We start from the raw sequence: 13,349 nt of genomic DNA, 5'->3' as shown, positions 1-13,349 counted from the left end.
ACTTCGCGTGCCCCACAGGGTAGCGACCATGCGTGCGATGCCGACGCGAAACGGACACATCCATTTGCCCGCTCCCGGTCGCAGCCCGGCGGCCGCTGATGGTGAGCGCGACCGCCGCCGACTCGGTTTGGCCCGGTTGTGTCAGGGGCGGGCGGCGGAACGCAGGGCGTCGGCGACGAGGTCGAGGTGGCGCGTGGTGCGGATGTTGGCCGGGCTGGAGTCCAGCGTCCACGCACCGTCCCCGGCGTGGGAAACCAGGCCGAACTTGGTCGCCAGGACGACTGGGTCGCGGCGGCCCTTCAGGGCTTGGCCGAGAAGGGTCTCATTGATGTAGGGGCCGTAGATCTCGGCGGTGTCGAGGAGGGTGACGCCGAGGTCGATGGCCTGGTGCACGGTGCGGATGGATTCGCCTCGTCGGCGTCGGCGTCGGCGCCGACGCCGGTCAGGCCGTGGGACATGCCCATCGCTCCCAGACCGATCCGGGAGACCATCTGGAGCACACCTTCCGGTTCGGAAAGCAGACGCTCGGCTGGACCACACCGAAGATCCGTACGCCTGAGGCAGTGGACCGCTGGACCTGGCTCCTGGTCGTCGCCCACATCCAGCTCCGCCTTGCCCGGCCGCTGGCCACCGATCTCCGCCGGCCCTGGGAGAAGCCGACCAAGCCAGTTTGCTGGGGCGCCCGGGCGACTTGCCTGGGCGGAACCGGGCTGACCTATCGTTGGGCGCTATGAGGGTCCTGATCATCGGCGGCAGCGGGTTTCTGGGGACGGAACTTGTGCGTCAGGCGGCTGCTGCAGGCTGGGAGACGGCCGCGACGTACTGTTCCCGCCCGGGCAGCATGCCTGGAGCCTCGTGGTACCAACTCGACCTTCGCGCCCCCGGGCAGGTCGATGAGGTACTGGCGGCGGTTGCTCCCATTGCCGTCATCAACGCGACGAGCGGAGGGAGCGACTGGGCGGTCACCGCCGACGGCTCGTTCCGCGTGGCGGCAGCCGCGGCGAAGCGCGGTTGCCGTCTGGTCCACGTCTCCAGCGACGCCGTGTTCTCCGGTTCCCGGATCCACTACGACGAGGCCTGCGTGCCTGATCCCCTCACCCCTTATGGTGCGGCCAAAGCCACCGCCGAGACCGCTGTGCGACTGCTGGCGCCGACCGCTGCGGTCGCACGCACCTCGTTGATCATCGGGCACGGCAGATCCGTGCACGAGCGGATGGTCCACGCCCTGGTTGCCGGCACCCGCGATGGCGTCCTGTTTACCGACGACATCCGCTGCCCGGTGCATGTCGAAGACCTCGCCTCCGCTGTGCGGGAACTCGCCATGTCCGACCAGGCCGGCATGTTCCACCTTGCCGGAACGGACGCCCTCAGCCGTCACGAACTCGGCGTTCTCATCGCCCGACGCGATGGACTCGACGCAACCCGGCTGCCTGCCGGGCGCCGAGCCGACACCCCCATGCCCGGGGCCCTGGACGTCCGCCTCGACAGCAGCGCCACCCAGGGACGCGTGCGCACACGGCTGCGTGGAGCACGAGAGTTCCTTCAAGCCCGGTAAGAACGAGAGCGGGGTGGGAACTGCGGCAGAAGCCTGAACTGCGAAGAAGTCGCTCTCTCGGACCGCGCGAGACGATTGCTCGGCAGGATCGACCTTCGTACGGTGGCCGCATGGCCAGGAACGGGGTGCCGCGGCTGCGGCTGGTCGTGGCCACGGACAACGACACCGGGCCGCGGCTTTGCCGCGGATGCGGCGGTCCGCTGATGCCGACGGCGGTGTTCTGTTCGTCGGCGTGCCGGTCACGGCACTGGCGTCAGATGCGACGAGCGCGGGCGAGAACACGGGCGGTCAAGGCGGGCGTGATGTCCAGCTGCCCGGAGTGCGGAACGCCCTGGAGGTCGGCCTCGAACGTCCTGCCTCGGCAAGGTACTGCTCTCCCCGCTGCCGCAAACGGGCCTGGCACAGGCAGCGCACGGGACAGAGCGAGACGTGAGAGCGCGCGTCCGACGACCACGGGGCCGCTCCACGCGCCAGGACCGCACACCCTTTCCGACGGGCTCCGGCCGCAGGATGGTGCGAAGTGACGGGCTGCCAGGGCAAGTTGTCGGCATGGACAGGATGCCGCACCCCGGCCCGTGGGGGTGGTGTCGGGATGGGCCCACGATGATCGGGAGTGTGACCCGGAACCGTTACGACGAGCTGGCCAAGCTGGGGCGGGACTGGGTGTCCGCAATGAGCAGTGCCCAGCGGCGTCTCGGGGATACCGCCCTGGAGATCGAGCCGATGCGTTCGTATGGGGGGTGAACCCGTCTGGAAAGGACGACCTGTTCACCGTCAGCGAGGCCATCCGGATGTTGGCCGAAGACGTAGGCCTGGCTTACACGACGGTCCGCAGTTACCGGTGGGTGTCCTCGCGCTGGCCAACCGAGCGCCGACGGGCGGACGTCTCGCACACGATCCACAAGATCCTTGCCGGCATCCCCGATGAGCAGGAGCGTTTCGAGGCGGTCAGCACCCCCCCGCCCACCCCGCGCGGCGGACAGCCACGCTGGACGCACGACAGGGCCAAACGCGTGGTGGGCTGGAAGGTCGACTCCCCGGAAAGCGTCCAGGAGAAGGTCGAAGCGATTCACGACCTGGCCATCGACGACGCGGTCGCCGCCGTAGTGACCACCGACTTCCTGCGCCGTCCCGCAGTAGCCAACAAGGCCATGGCCGACGAAACGGCTCGGCACGCTGTTAATGAAGCTCAGTTCGACCGGTTCCGGCAGCAGGCCCAGTTCGTACAGGAGGAAGCCGTCCCGCAGCTGCAGCGCATGAAACACAGCGCCCAGTTCATGGACCTGGTCGCGGCCTGCGCCCAGTTCGTGGCCACGGCCGGGCGGATCGTGCCGAACCTGCGCGGCGAGCACTACGACGACGGCGAACGCGAGACGATCGGGCGGGAACTTTCGCGGGTACGCGCCGCGGCCGACTGGATCGAGAACGCCGTCACCCGCGGCGAAGTCGACCTCGACGAGCAGTTGGAGAAGCTACTGAAAGGCTCGGGTGAGTAGGCGATGGGGCGGGGTGTCCCCGCTCACGTCCACGCCGAAGCGATCCTCAGCGCCCCGCTGGAAGCCCGTCCCGCCGGCTTGAGCATCACCCAGCTGATGGCCGCCACCGAACGCACCCGCGCGCAGGTCCACACCGGGCTCGCGCACCTGCGCAAGGTCTCGGCCGCGAAGGGTCTTCCGCCCGTGACCTGGGACAAACGATGGGGATACCGCATGCTGGACGACGCGCCGGAGGTGTGGATCAGCTACGAACAGGCGAGGGCCGCATCGAGACGGACGGTGTCGTGGCCGGCTGCGGCGGCGACGGCCGCGGCCCTATTCCCGGCGGACCAGGGCGTAGTCGGTGCGGCCTCGCTCGGTGGTGTGGACCGTCACTCAGCGGCCGTCGCCCGGGTCGGCACGTCGCTCGATGAGACCCTTGCGCTCCAGTCCGCCCAGGACGGTGGACAGATTGGTGCGCTGCAGCCCGGTCGCGGCGGCGATGCGGCTGGGCCGGGCGGCGGGGTCGTGCCGAAGGCGGCGCATCACCATGCCCTCGGACGGTGACAGGGGGATGGCCGGTCGGGCCGCGGGCGATCGGCACCCTGCTCGTCGTGGACCCTCACTCACCAGCGCAGACATGCCGCAGCGTAGCCGCCCCCCGACTCGGCGACGCTGCGGCTGGACGACCACACGTTGGTGATCAGCACACTCGCCGACGACTACGCCGTGTTGCGGCAGTACATGAACACATCGATCACGGCACGGCCGACGAACCGCCAGGCATGGGAGGACAGGGCCGGGCATCCCCGAGGGTGACGTGACGCGGCCGGGCCCGGCCCATGGTGTCTCAGCGCCCTTCGCTCCGGCTTCCGGCCTTCTGCGGTCCACCCGCGCGCTCCGCGGCGTGGACGGCGATGTCCCGGCCGACCTGGTAGCCGAAGACCATCGCGGGACCGATGTTGGATCCGTAGCCCGGGTATCCGCCGCCGAAGACGCTGACGGCGGCCGTGCCGACGGCGTACAGGCCCGGGACCGCCGCACCGGCGGAGTCGACGACTTCGCTGCGGTCGTTCACCGCGAGTCCCGCGTAGGTGCCCAGGTCACCCATCTGGATCTTGACGGCGTAGTACGGCGCCTTCTCGATGGGGGCGAGGTTGGGGTTGGGCTTGTGCTCCATGTCGCCCTTGAAGTGGTGGAACCAGTTCGAGCCGCGCTGGAACCTCAGGTCCCGGCCCAGGGCAGCGTCGATGTTGAAGTCGTCCAGGGTGCGCCTGAGGCCGGCGGCCGGCACGTCGATCCTTGCGGCCAGGTCTTCCACGGACGAGCCTTTGACGAGGTAACCGACCTTCCTGTAGTACCAGGTGGGCAGTGGCCAGGGCTTGGCGTAGCCGATGCCGTAGGTGTGCATGGCCTTCTTGTCCGCGATGATCCAGCCGTAGGTGTCGCGCTCGGCCGCGTTTTCTTTGATCATCTCGACGCCGAAGTCGTGATAGGAGTACGACTCGTTGGCGAACCGCTCGCCCCTGCGGTTGACCGCGATCAGGCCCGGCAGGCCGAACGCGCGCAGGTGGGGGAAGATCTGGTCCTGTCCGCGCAGGTTCTTCCAGACGGTGACCGGGCCCCAGGACGCGGGCTGGTGCGGCCGGGTGTCGAGCACTCCGCCGTGCTGCTCGGCCAGGAAGTAGCTGTCGCCCTGGTGGCCGATGGTGGGCGTGAAGTGGTTGTCCCCGCGTGGGTCGTGCCCGAACACCTTGGTACGCAGCCCGGTGTTGCCGGAGAAGCCGCCGGCCGCGATGACCACGCCGTGCCTGGCCCGAACGGTGCCGGAGCGCGCACCGGTGATCAGCGCGCCGTTCACCACGCCGTCGGCGTCCTTGAGGACCTCGGTGACCTTGGTGCCGGTCCACATCGGGATGCCCATGGCGCCGGCGCTCGCCAGCATGCGGGTCATCAGCGCGTTGCCGTTGGTGCGGGTGAAGGCGCGACGGAAGAGGATGCGCTCCGCCCACGTCTTGACCAACCGATTCCCGACGTAGAGGAACGCCTTGAGGGAGCGGTTGGCCTTGATGAACGTGGCGATGTCCGGGCCGATCTCCGGCATGTAGCCGAAGACGGTGTACGTGTACAGGTAGGGCTGGACCCGCAGCCGGTCCCGCTTCAGCATCCGGCCGCTGGCCTTCTTCACCGTCAGCGCCCGGCCGGACTTGCGGGCACCGGGGGTGTCCATCTGGTAGTCGGGCGCCATCTCCGGATAGTGGAACTCGACATCGGCGTCGTTCTCGAAGAAGTCCAGCGCCTCCGGCACCAGGTCGAGGAACGTCTTCACAGCGGCCGGGTCGTAGGAGTCTCCGGCCAGTGCCTTGATGTAGGTCTCGGCCTCCTCGCGGGTGTCGCCCTCGGCGACGCCCTGCTTGTTGCCGGGCACCCACAGCCAGCCGCCGGAGACGGCGGTGGTGCCGCCCAGGTACGGCTCCTTGTCGACGACCAGGACGTCGAGGCCCTGCTGTTTGGCCTTGAGGGCGGCGGAGATCCCGGCGGCGCCGGATCCGATGACGAGCACGTCGCACTGGTAGGTCGTGTCACTCATGATGTTCAACTTTCGCGGCTCTGGATTCGGTTCGGTCAGGTGGTCGGGGCCGCTACGGGGTACGGCCCGCGGTGAGCCGGAGTGCCTCGGCCGCGGCTGCGCCGGGGTTGGTGAGGGCCGTGGGCCAGCCGGTGTACGCCTCGGCGAGGAAGGCGCGCCCGGCTTCGGAGCCGGTGACCGTGTCCAGTTCGCCCAGTTGGCGGCGGGCGTCGAAGTCGGTGGCGGACTCGTCGCGATGCAGCATCGAGGTCATCCACCAGGAGAAGTGCTGAGCGCGCCAGATACGGTCCGAGGCTGTGGTTCCGTAGCTATCCAGGAGATTCGGCTCGCCGTCGAGGAAGAAGCGTTCCATCGCCTGCGACAGCACCGCCACATCGGAGATCGCGAGGTTGAGTCCCTTCGCACCGGTCGCAGGGACGGTGTGGGCGGCGTCTCCGGCGAGGAAGAGGCGGCCGTACCGCATCGGGGCGCACACGTACGAGCGCATCGGGACGACGCCGCGCTGGAAAACGGGACCCTCCTTCAACGCGAACCCATTGCCGGCGACCCGGGACTGCAGTTCCTCCCAGATCCGCTCGTCGCTCCAGCGCTCGGCCCTCTCACCGGGGTCGCACTGGAAGTACATCCGCTGCACCGTCGGCGTGCGAGAGCTGATGAGGGCGAAGCCGCGGTCGGAGCGCGCGTAGATCAGCTCGTCGCTGCTGGGGGGCGCCTCGGTGAGGATGCCGAACCAGCCGAAGGGATAGGCACGAAAGTAGTCGGTGCGCAGGGTGTCGGGGATGGCGAACCTGCTGATGCCCTGGGAGCCGTCGCAGCCGACGAGCAGGTCGCAGCGCAGTTCGACGGCTGTGCCGTCGGCGTCCGTGAAGGTGACGGCGGGACGGTCGGTGGTGAGGTCCCGCAGAGCGACGTCGGTGACGCCGAACCGGATGTCGCCGCCGTCGCCGAGCCGTGCGGCGATCAGGTCCTTGAGCACTTCGTGTTGGGGGTAGAGGTAGACGCAACGGCCGGTCAGCGACGGGAAGTCGATACGCCGGCTCTCCCCGCCGTAGCGGAGTTCGATGCCCTCGTGGCAGCTGCCCTCCTTGCGGACGCGGTCGCCGACACCCGTGGCGACCATGAGGTCGACGGTGCCCTGTTCGAGGATGCCGGCCCGGATGGTGGTCTCGATGGTGGCGCGGTTGCGCGTCTCCACGACGGTCGAGTCGATCCCCGCTCGGGACAGCAGGTGCGAGAGCATGAGGCCGGCCGGTCCGGCCCCGATGATGCCGACCCGGGTCCGGGCATGGGTGGTCTGTGTGGTCATGTGGTGGTTACCCGTCCTTGCGAGAGCGGTACGCGGGTGAAGCACGCACCGAGAATGCTGACGGCGTGTCAGTGGCGATGAGGAGAGCCAGGTGGCTCGGCGGCGGATGCGGGGGCCGGTATGGCGTGGATCGCGGACTTCCGCTCCGGGCCCGGCCGCTGGTCCGTGTGGGGTCCTTCGATCGGTGCGACCAGCGTGCAGCCTGGACGCGGTGGTCCACAACATGCATTCCGTTCAATGGGAGAATCGTTGTCAGGCGTCGTCAGGCGTCGTCAGGCGTCGTCAGGCGTCGCCCGGCAGCCGGGGACCGTGGCTGCGCAGCAGGTCCTCGTCGGCGGTGGGAGCGCCCAGGGCGCGGGAGATGCCGCGGCCGGCCGCGAGCAGCGCCGGCACCAGGGTGCGGGGGTTCGGGTCGGCGGCCGGGATGACGACGGAGAGCGCCGCCACCACCTCGCCGCCCGCGTCCCGGACGGGGGCGGCGACGCCCGTGCCCGCCTGGCTGATCATCTGGGCCGCGACCACGAATCCCTCGCGGCGGATCTGCGCCAGCAGTGAGCGGAGCCGCACCGGGTCGGTGACCGTCCGGGCCGTGTACCGCCGTAGCGGCTGCGACAGGACCTCCTCCTGCAGTTCGAGCGAACTGTGGGCGAGGAGCACCAGGCCGGCCGAGGTCGCGTGGATCGGCAGTCGGCCCGCGATCCTGGTGATGTTCCGCACCGCGCCACGGGCGGAGAGCCGTTCCAGGTAGAGCACGTCGGTGCCCTCCAGCACACCGATCTGCGTGTGGTGCCGTACCACCGCCTGAAGGTCTTCCATGAACGGCATCGCGACCTCGCGCAGATCGAGGACCCGGGAGGAGCGGGACGCCAGTTCCCAGAGTTGGTAGCCCATGCGCACCTGTTTGCCCTCGGCCCGGTCGAGGGCTCCGAGAGCGACCAGCTCGCCCACGATGCGGTGGGCCGTCGCGACGGGAAGGCCGGCCCGACGGGCGATCTCCGACACGGTGAGTGCGGGCGAGTCGGCCGTGAACAGCCGCAGGACGCGCATCGCGCGGCTGAGCACCGACTCACCGGCGTTGGACCTGGCCATGTACGGTTACCTTCCGTTCCAGACTGGCACACGTCCTCGTGTGTGCGCACCAGCGTGCGGAGGACTGCCTCGGGACGCCTCTGGACCCGGACTTCGCGGGTCAGTGATGCGTATGGTGTGACCGGCCTGGGGTGTCCCGGGCCGGTGGTGTGGCGTTGGGTGGGGTGTGTCGAAGACTTCCCGGTCCCCGCGGCCACGGTCGCAGCGTCAGCGCTTTGAAGTGGCGGTGACGTCCGTGGTGGAGAAGCGTCTGGGCGCTCTGCCTGTCGTTTCCGAGTTCACTCGTCGGCTGGATCTGGCCGGGATCGTCGATGAGGTGTGCCCCGGCGGCGCGAGTGCGCATGTGACGCACGGGCAGGTGATCGAGGTGCTGGTGGCCAAGCGGCTGACCGCGCCTGCGTCATTGGTGCGGGTCGGGGACTGGGCCCGCAGCTGGGCGGTGGAGGAGGTCTTCGGGATCGAGGCGGACCTCCTGAACGATGACCGATTGGCGAGTTCGGGATCGATGTGGCCCAGCACAACCGACGCGTCGCCGCTCTGATCCAAATCATCTGCCTGGCCCTGCTGGTGCTCTGCCTGATCGAGCGGCGGGTCAGACGTGCCCTCGGCCCCGAGCAGACCATGGCCGGCCTCTACCCCGACAACCGCCGCATCCGCCCCACCGGCCGCCTGATCTTCTACCACCTCGGCGAACTCGCGCTGCGGATCGGCACTATCACCGACCCGCCCACCGTCCAGATCACCCGCGGCGTTCAACTCCACCTCCTCGATCGCCTCGACACCGACATCGGACAAACCCGCTGGCCACAAACCTGAAACGGTGACCCACGAAGTCCGGGTCTAGATCTCCGCAGCCAGCCGTCCCAGCATGGGGAGCCACTCCCGCGCGGCGACGGCGCCGACCAGCCCATGTCGTCGGAAGGGGTCGTCCTCGGTGAACCGGACGGCCTCGTCCTTGCTGCCGGCCCGGATCAGGAGCAGGGCGCCGGGATCCTCCTGGGAGCCGAACGGCCCGGAGCAGAGGTTGACGCCCCGGTCGCCGAGTCCGGCCAGGTACTCCTTGTGGGCGGGGCGGTGTTCGTCGCGCCCGGCGCTGTCGTCGGTGTAGGTGTAGGTGACGGCGTAGACCGGCATGGCGGTTCCTTCCTTCGTGGGTGAGTAGCGTGGGTGAGTAGAGGTGCGAGCCGCTCAGCGGCGGGACAGCGGCTTGCCCAGCTCGGCCAGGGGGACCTTGTGGGTTTCGCGGGCTGTCAGGACGGCGATCGCCGAGACCACGCCGCAGACTGCCGCGAAGGCCGCGACCGGCACCCAGCCGGTGACGCCGTCCCCCATGATCGCGAAGCCGATGGCCGGGGCGAACCCGGCGAGCAGGAAGCCGAACTGGCTGCCGGTGGCGAACCCGGAGTAGCGCACCCGCGCGGCGAAAAGCTCGGAGAAGTACGCGGGCCAGAGGCCATTCATGCCCGAGTAGGCGACGCCGTTGAGCAGCACCGCCACCAGGATGATCAACGGCAGGCTGCCGGTGGACACGGCCCAGAAGTACGCGCAGACCAGGACGGCGCAGCTCAGGGCGGCCGTGATCCACACCGGCCGGCGGCCGACGCGGTCCGAGAGTGCCGCCGATGCGGGCACCGCCACCACCGCCACCGCGTTCGCGGCCACCGACACCCACAGCATGGTCGACCTCTCCAGACCGACCGCGTCGGAGGTGGCGTAGGCCAGGCCGAACACCATGAAGACGGTCTGGAACACCGCGAAGAGCGAGGCGAACATGACCTTGAGGACGTCCGCCCACTGGGTGCGGAAGAGATGCACCAGGGGCAGCGGCGGGGGCTCCTCCCCGGCCGCCTCCGCCTTGAACACCGGGGCTTCGTCCAGACGCCTGCGGACGAGGTACGCCAGCACGATCATGACAATGCTCAGCCAGAAGGGCATCCGCCAGCCCCAGGACATCAGCTGGGCCTCCGGCAGGGCCGCCACCGGGATGAACACGAAGTTGGCGAGCAGGATGCCGGCCATCGTGCCGGACATCGCGAAGCTGGTGAAGAAGCCCCGGCGTCCCTCGGGCGAGTGCTCCAGGGCCAGGGTGCTGGCGCCCGCCGCCTCACCACCCGCGGAGACGCCCTGGCCAAGACGCGCGAGCACCAGCAGGACCGGGGCGACGATGCCCACCTGCTCGTAGGTGGGCAGCAGGCCGACGACGAGGCTGGAGACACCCATCAGCAGCAGCGTGAGCACCATGACCTTCTTGCGGCCCACCTTGTCGCCGAAGTGGCCGAGGACGATGCCGCCGAGGGGACGCGCGGCGTAGCCCACGCCGAAGGTGGCGAGGGCCGAGACGGTGCCGACCGTCGCGTTCCCGGAGGGGAAGAACAGCGTCGGGAAGACCAGGGCCGCGGCCGACCCGTAGATGAAGAAGTCGTAGTACTCGAGCATGCTGCCCAGGAACGCGGCGAGCGCGGCCTTCCTGGGCTGGGCCTGCGGGCGGGGGGTGTGGCCGACCGGGTGGCGGGCGGCCGTCGGGGACGGGAAGTGAGCGGACATGAATCCTCCGAACGCGGCTCGCGGAGAGAGTTCCTGTGTGGTGCGCATGCGATGGGGATGAGCGTGGCCTCAGCCACACAGCCCGCGATACAGCCATTCCGTTCAATGAGAAACTTCCGCGCCTTGTCGACCCAGGTCAGCCGGCCCAGGTGAATCCGCCGTCCACGTACAGCGTCTGTCCGGTGATGTAGCCCGCACGGGTCTGGTCCAGGAGGAACAGCACGGCCTCGGCGACGTCCCGCGGGGTGCCCAGCCGGCCCAGCGGCACCCGGTCGGTCATCTCCTTCAGGTCGATGGCGCCCTCCTCGGCCATCCGCCGGGTCAGCGGGGTGTCGACCCAGGAGGGGCCCACGGCGTTGACCCGCAGTCGGCGGGGCGCCCATTCGGCGGCCAGGGACCGGGTGAGGCCCACCACGCCGGCTTTCGCGGCGGAGTACGCAGTGCGCTGGGGCAGGCCCCGGACAGCGGCGATCGACGCCAGGTTCACGATCGCGGCGTCGCGGGCGAAGTGCGGAAAGGCGGCCTGGCAGGCGTAGAAGGTGCCGCTGAGGTCGACATCGACCACGGTCCGCCAGTCCGTCTCCGGCAGGGTGCTGGAGGGGCCGGGCCGGGTCAGCCCCGCGCTGTTGACCAGACCGTCGAGCGGGCCCAGTCGTTCGACGACGGTCGCGAACGCGGTGCCGAGTTCCGCCGGGCTGGTGACGTCCGCGGCGACGGCCAGAACGCCCAGTTCGTCGGCGGCGGCGGTAACGGATCGCGCGTCGCGGTCCAGCAGGGCGACGGTCCAGTCCTGGGCGAGGGCCTGGACGGCGATCTCCCGCCCGAGACCGGATGCGGCTCCGGTGACGACGAGAACGCGGGGGGAGGGTTCGGGGGTGGACAACGTTGCTCCTGGGGCTCGGGGATGTCCGCGGGTGCTGGCATCGAACCCTCTTGCGGACTATCAGTCAATACACTTCTGTCCTGCTGAGTGGGACAGGCATCGGTGCAGATAGGCCCATGTTGTCGAGGTGTAAGGTTGTTGACGAGGAGTTCGATTCCGGCCTCATGGAAGCCCTCGCGTACAACTGTCCCGCAGAGAAGGACAATAGTGAGGTGGGTGCGAGGCCCAGAAGCACAGTGAAGGAGCACACGGCCATGGCAAACGGACGCGTAGAGGGCAAGATCGCCGTCATCACCGGCGGGGCGCGCGGCATCGGCGCCGAGATCGGCAAGGTCCTCACCGCGGAAGGCGCCACCGTGGTGGTGGCCGACCTCGCCCCCGCCGACGGCGTTCCCACGTCCGCCGAGGGCGGCCCCGCCGGTTACCGCCGGGTCGACGTCACCGACGAGACGTCGGTGCGCGCCGCGTTCGACGACATTGCCGCCACCTATGGCCGGATCGACATCCTGGTCAACAATGCCGGTGTGCCCGGCCCGATCAAGCCGTCCCACGAGGTGGAGGAGAAGGAGTTCGACCTCCTCTTCGCCGTCGACGTCAAGGGCGTCTGGCTGTGCACCAAGCACGCCGTACGGCACATGCTGGAGCAGGACGGCGGCAGCATCATCAACATGTCGTCGATCTACGGACTGGTCGGCGGTGCCCGTATCCCGCTTTACCACGCGGCCAAGGGCGCGGTCCGGCTGATGACCAAGGCGGACGCCGCCACCTACGCCAAGTCGAACATCCGGGTGAACTCGGTGCACCCCGGCTCGATCGAGACCGAACTCAGCAAGTCGCTCTCCGCCGACCCGTCGCCCGAGGCCGCCGCCTACGCCCAGCGGATGCTGGACAGCACCCCGGTCGGCCATCGCGGAACCCCTGCGGACATCGCCTACGGCGTCCTCTACCTGGCCTCGGACGAGTCGCGCTTCGTCACCGGCACCGAGCTGGTGGTGGACGGCGGTTACACCGCCGTGTGACCGGCCCGGGATGATGGGTGCCGAACGCCGCACCACGGACCCAGCGGCACCCGGCACTCGTAATCCACCGAGAGGACACCGTGACCGGCACCAAGAGCTACGTCATCGAGTCACTGGACACCGGACTGCGTCTGATGCGGCTCTTCCTCACCCATGACACCCTCTCGGTCACCGACGCGGCCAGGGAACTGGGCGTGGCCCGCTCCACCGCTCACCGCGTGCTCAGCACCCTGGAGGCCCGCGGCTTCGCCACCCGCGACGCCTCGGGCCGCGGCTACTCGGCGGGCCCCGAACTGGTCACCCTCGGCCGCCCCGCCGGCTACGGCCCGGAGCTCAGGGCACGCCTCCAGGTGGTCCTGGACGCGGCGGCCACCGCCACCGGAGAGACCATCAGCACCGCCGCTCTGATCGGCGACCAGGTCATCATCACCGATGGCCGGGAGTCGCCCCACCCGGTGCGCGCGGTCCTGGAGATCGGCCGCGCTCACCCCGCGCACGCCACGTCGGCCGGCAAGGTGCTGCTCGCGCAGCTCACGACCGAACAGGTCTGCGCCCTCTACCCGCAGGAGCGGCTGACCGGCGTCACCGAGCACACCGTGATCTCCCGCACCGCCCTGCTCTTGGAACTGGCCCGCATCCGCACACTCGGCCACGCCGACAGCGTCGGCGAGTCGGTGCGCGGCATGAACGCCGTCGCCGTGCTGCTGACCGGCAACAGCTGGCGGGACCGGCTGGCCCTGATGGCATCCATGCCCGCGGACCGGGGCGGCGACCCCGAGCGCGCCCGGCACGCCGAGGCCCTGAGCAGGGCCGCCGGGCTCCTGCGCCCGCCGGCCGCCTGACCCGCGAGGCGCCCGCGTTCGTACCTGGGGCGGCCGGCACCCGACA

General features: G+C 69.7%; 14 protein-coding genes and 2 pseudogenes. 8 read left to right on the top strand and 8 right to left on the bottom strand.

Going from position 1 to position 13,349, the window contains the following annotated elements; translation table 11 throughout:
* Nucleotides 1-177 precede the first annotated feature (177 nt).
* Nucleotides 178-491: pseudogene (locus ABT114_RS40355) on the bottom strand (aldo/keto reductase); the annotation flags it as partial.
* On the opposite strand from ABT114_RS40355, the pseudogene ABT114_RS40350 reads away from it, so the two are divergent.
* The 4 genes and pseudogenes from ABT114_RS40350 to ABT114_RS40335 all read left to right on the top strand — a co-directional run.
* Nucleotides 492-668, top strand: a pseudogene (locus tag ABT114_RS40350) (NF041680 family putative transposase); the annotation flags it as partial.
* A gap of 62 nt (nt 669-730) precedes the next feature.
* Nucleotides 731-1,555 (top strand): SDR family oxidoreductase, encoded by an 825-nt coding sequence (locus ABT114_RS40345; RefSeq protein ID WP_351149286.1) that lies wholly within the window; start codon nt 731-733, stop codon nt 1,553-1,555.
* A 615-nt stretch (nt 1,556-2,170) separates the two neighbouring features.
* Nucleotides 2,171-2,299, top strand: coding sequence for a hypothetical protein (locus tag ABT114_RS40340; protein WP_351149284.1), 129 nt, complete (start codon nt 2,171-2,173; stop codon nt 2,297-2,299).
* Complete coding sequence (locus ABT114_RS40335) at nt 2,296-3,051, top strand: DUF6192 family protein (protein WP_351149282.1); 756 nt, start codon at nt 2,296-2,298, stop codon at nt 3,049-3,051. Before ABT114_RS40340 ends, ABT114_RS40335 begins: the two co-directional genes overlap by 4 nt.
* Nucleotides 3,052-3,426: 375 nt before the next feature.
* Here ABT114_RS40335 and ABT114_RS40330 read toward each other — a convergent pair whose 3' ends face one another.
* The 4 genes from ABT114_RS40330 to ABT114_RS40315 form a co-directional block, all read right to left on the bottom strand.
* Nucleotides 3,427-3,576 (bottom strand): MarR family transcriptional regulator, encoded by a 150-nt coding sequence (locus tag ABT114_RS40330; protein ID WP_351149475.1) that lies wholly within the window; start codon nt 3,574-3,576, stop codon nt 3,427-3,429.
* Between the two features lie 304 nt (nt 3,577-3,880).
* Nucleotides 3,881-5,620: a 4-oxocyclohex-2-ene-1-carboxylate 5-dehydrogenase gene (gene chcC2 / locus ABT114_RS40325; protein ID WP_351149279.1), complete on the bottom strand. Its 1,740-nt coding sequence runs from the start codon at nt 5,618-5,620 to the stop codon at nt 3,881-3,883.
* A 52-nt stretch (nt 5,621-5,672) separates the two neighbouring features.
* Nucleotides 5,673-6,926 carry a 4-hydroxybenzoate 3-monooxygenase gene (locus tag ABT114_RS40320; RefSeq protein WP_351149276.1) on the bottom strand — a complete coding sequence of 418 codons (1,254 nt, stop codon included), beginning with the start codon at nt 6,924-6,926 and terminating at the stop codon, nt 5,673-5,675.
* 282 nt (nt 6,927-7,208) lie between these two features.
* Complete coding sequence (locus tag ABT114_RS40315) at nt 7,209-8,015, bottom strand: IclR family transcriptional regulator (protein WP_351149273.1); 807 nt, start codon at nt 8,013-8,015, stop codon at nt 7,209-7,211.
* Between the two features lie 235 nt (nt 8,016-8,250).
* Here ABT114_RS40315 and ABT114_RS40310 point away from each other — a divergent pair, with 235 nt between their 5' ends.
* Together ABT114_RS40310 and ABT114_RS40305 are read left to right on the top strand one after the other, a co-directional pair.
* Entirely contained in the window at nt 8,251-8,556 is a 306-nt protein-coding gene (locus ABT114_RS40310; RefSeq protein ID WP_351149270.1) for a DUF4277 domain-containing protein, read from the top strand.
* On the top strand, nt 8,523-8,831 hold the full coding sequence (locus ABT114_RS40305; protein ID WP_351149267.1) for a hypothetical protein: 309 nt from the start codon (nt 8,523-8,525) through the stop codon (nt 8,829-8,831). Before ABT114_RS40310 ends, ABT114_RS40305 begins: the two co-directional genes overlap by 34 nt.
* A 24-nt stretch (nt 8,832-8,855) precedes the next feature.
* On the opposite strand, the gene ABT114_RS40300 is transcribed toward ABT114_RS40305, so the two are convergent.
* The 3 genes from ABT114_RS40300 to ABT114_RS40290 all read right to left on the bottom strand — a co-directional run bounded on the left by ABT114_RS40300 (nt 8,856) and on the right by ABT114_RS40290 (nt 11,442).
* On the bottom strand, nt 8,856-9,149 hold the full coding sequence (locus ABT114_RS40300; protein ID WP_351149265.1) for a YciI family protein: 294 nt from the start codon (nt 9,147-9,149) through the stop codon (nt 8,856-8,858).
* A gap of 54 nt (nt 9,150-9,203) precedes the next feature.
* Entirely contained in the window at nt 9,204-10,559 is a 1,356-nt protein-coding gene (locus tag ABT114_RS40295; RefSeq protein ID WP_351149262.1) for an MFS transporter, read from the bottom strand.
* A 136-nt stretch (nt 10,560-10,695) separates the two neighbouring features.
* Nucleotides 10,696-11,442: an SDR family NAD(P)-dependent oxidoreductase gene (locus ABT114_RS40290; protein WP_351149260.1), complete on the bottom strand. Its 747-nt coding sequence runs from the start codon at nt 11,440-11,442 to the stop codon at nt 10,696-10,698.
* A gap of 254 nt (nt 11,443-11,696) precedes the next feature.
* Here ABT114_RS40290 and ABT114_RS40285 point away from each other — a divergent pair, with 254 nt between their 5' ends.
* Both ABT114_RS40285 and ABT114_RS40280 read left to right on the top strand, forming a co-directional pair.
* Nucleotides 11,697-12,461 (top strand): SDR family NAD(P)-dependent oxidoreductase, encoded by a 765-nt coding sequence (locus tag ABT114_RS40285; protein WP_351149257.1) that lies wholly within the window; start codon nt 11,697-11,699, stop codon nt 12,459-12,461.
* Between the two features lie 80 nt (nt 12,462-12,541).
* Complete coding sequence (locus ABT114_RS40280; RefSeq protein ID WP_351149255.1) at nt 12,542-13,303, top strand: IclR family transcriptional regulator; 762 nt, start codon at nt 12,542-12,544, stop codon at nt 13,301-13,303.
* Nucleotides 13,304-13,349 lie beyond the last annotated feature (46 nt).

Source organism: Streptomyces sp. NPDC002088, from assembly GCF_040296605.1.
GTDB lineage: Bacteria > Actinomycetota > Actinomycetes > Streptomycetales > Streptomycetaceae > Streptomyces.
Note: the sequence above shows the minus strand (reverse complement) of the source record. Positions and strands in the feature narration are given on the sequence as shown.

Coding starts and splice junctions, on each gene's coding strand:
- ABT114_RS40345 (WP_351149286.1), top strand. CDS start 731: ATGAGGGTCCTGATCATCGGCGGCAGCGGGTTTCTGGGGACGGAACTT.
- ABT114_RS40330 (WP_351149475.1), bottom strand. CDS start 3,576: ATGCGCCGCCTTCGGCACGACCCCGCCGCCCGGCCCAGCCGCATCGCC.
- chcC2 (WP_351149279.1), bottom strand. CDS start 5,620: ATGAGTGACACGACCTACCAGTGCGACGTGCTCGTCATCGGATCCGGC.
- ABT114_RS40320 (WP_351149276.1), bottom strand. CDS start 6,926: ATGACCACACAGACCACCCATGCCCGGACCCGGGTCGGCATCATCGGG.
- ABT114_RS40315 (WP_351149273.1), bottom strand. CDS start 8,015: ATGGCCAGGTCCAACGCCGGTGAGTCGGTGCTCAGCCGCGCGATGCGC.
- ABT114_RS40300 (WP_351149265.1), bottom strand. CDS start 9,149: ATGCCGGTCTACGCCGTCACCTACACCTACACCGACGACAGCGCCGGG.
- ABT114_RS40295 (WP_351149262.1), bottom strand. CDS start 10,559: ATGTCCGCTCACTTCCCGTCCCCGACGGCCGCCCGCCACCCGGTCGGC.
- ABT114_RS40285 (WP_351149257.1), top strand. CDS start 11,697: ATGGCAAACGGACGCGTAGAGGGCAAGATCGCCGTCATCACCGGCGGG.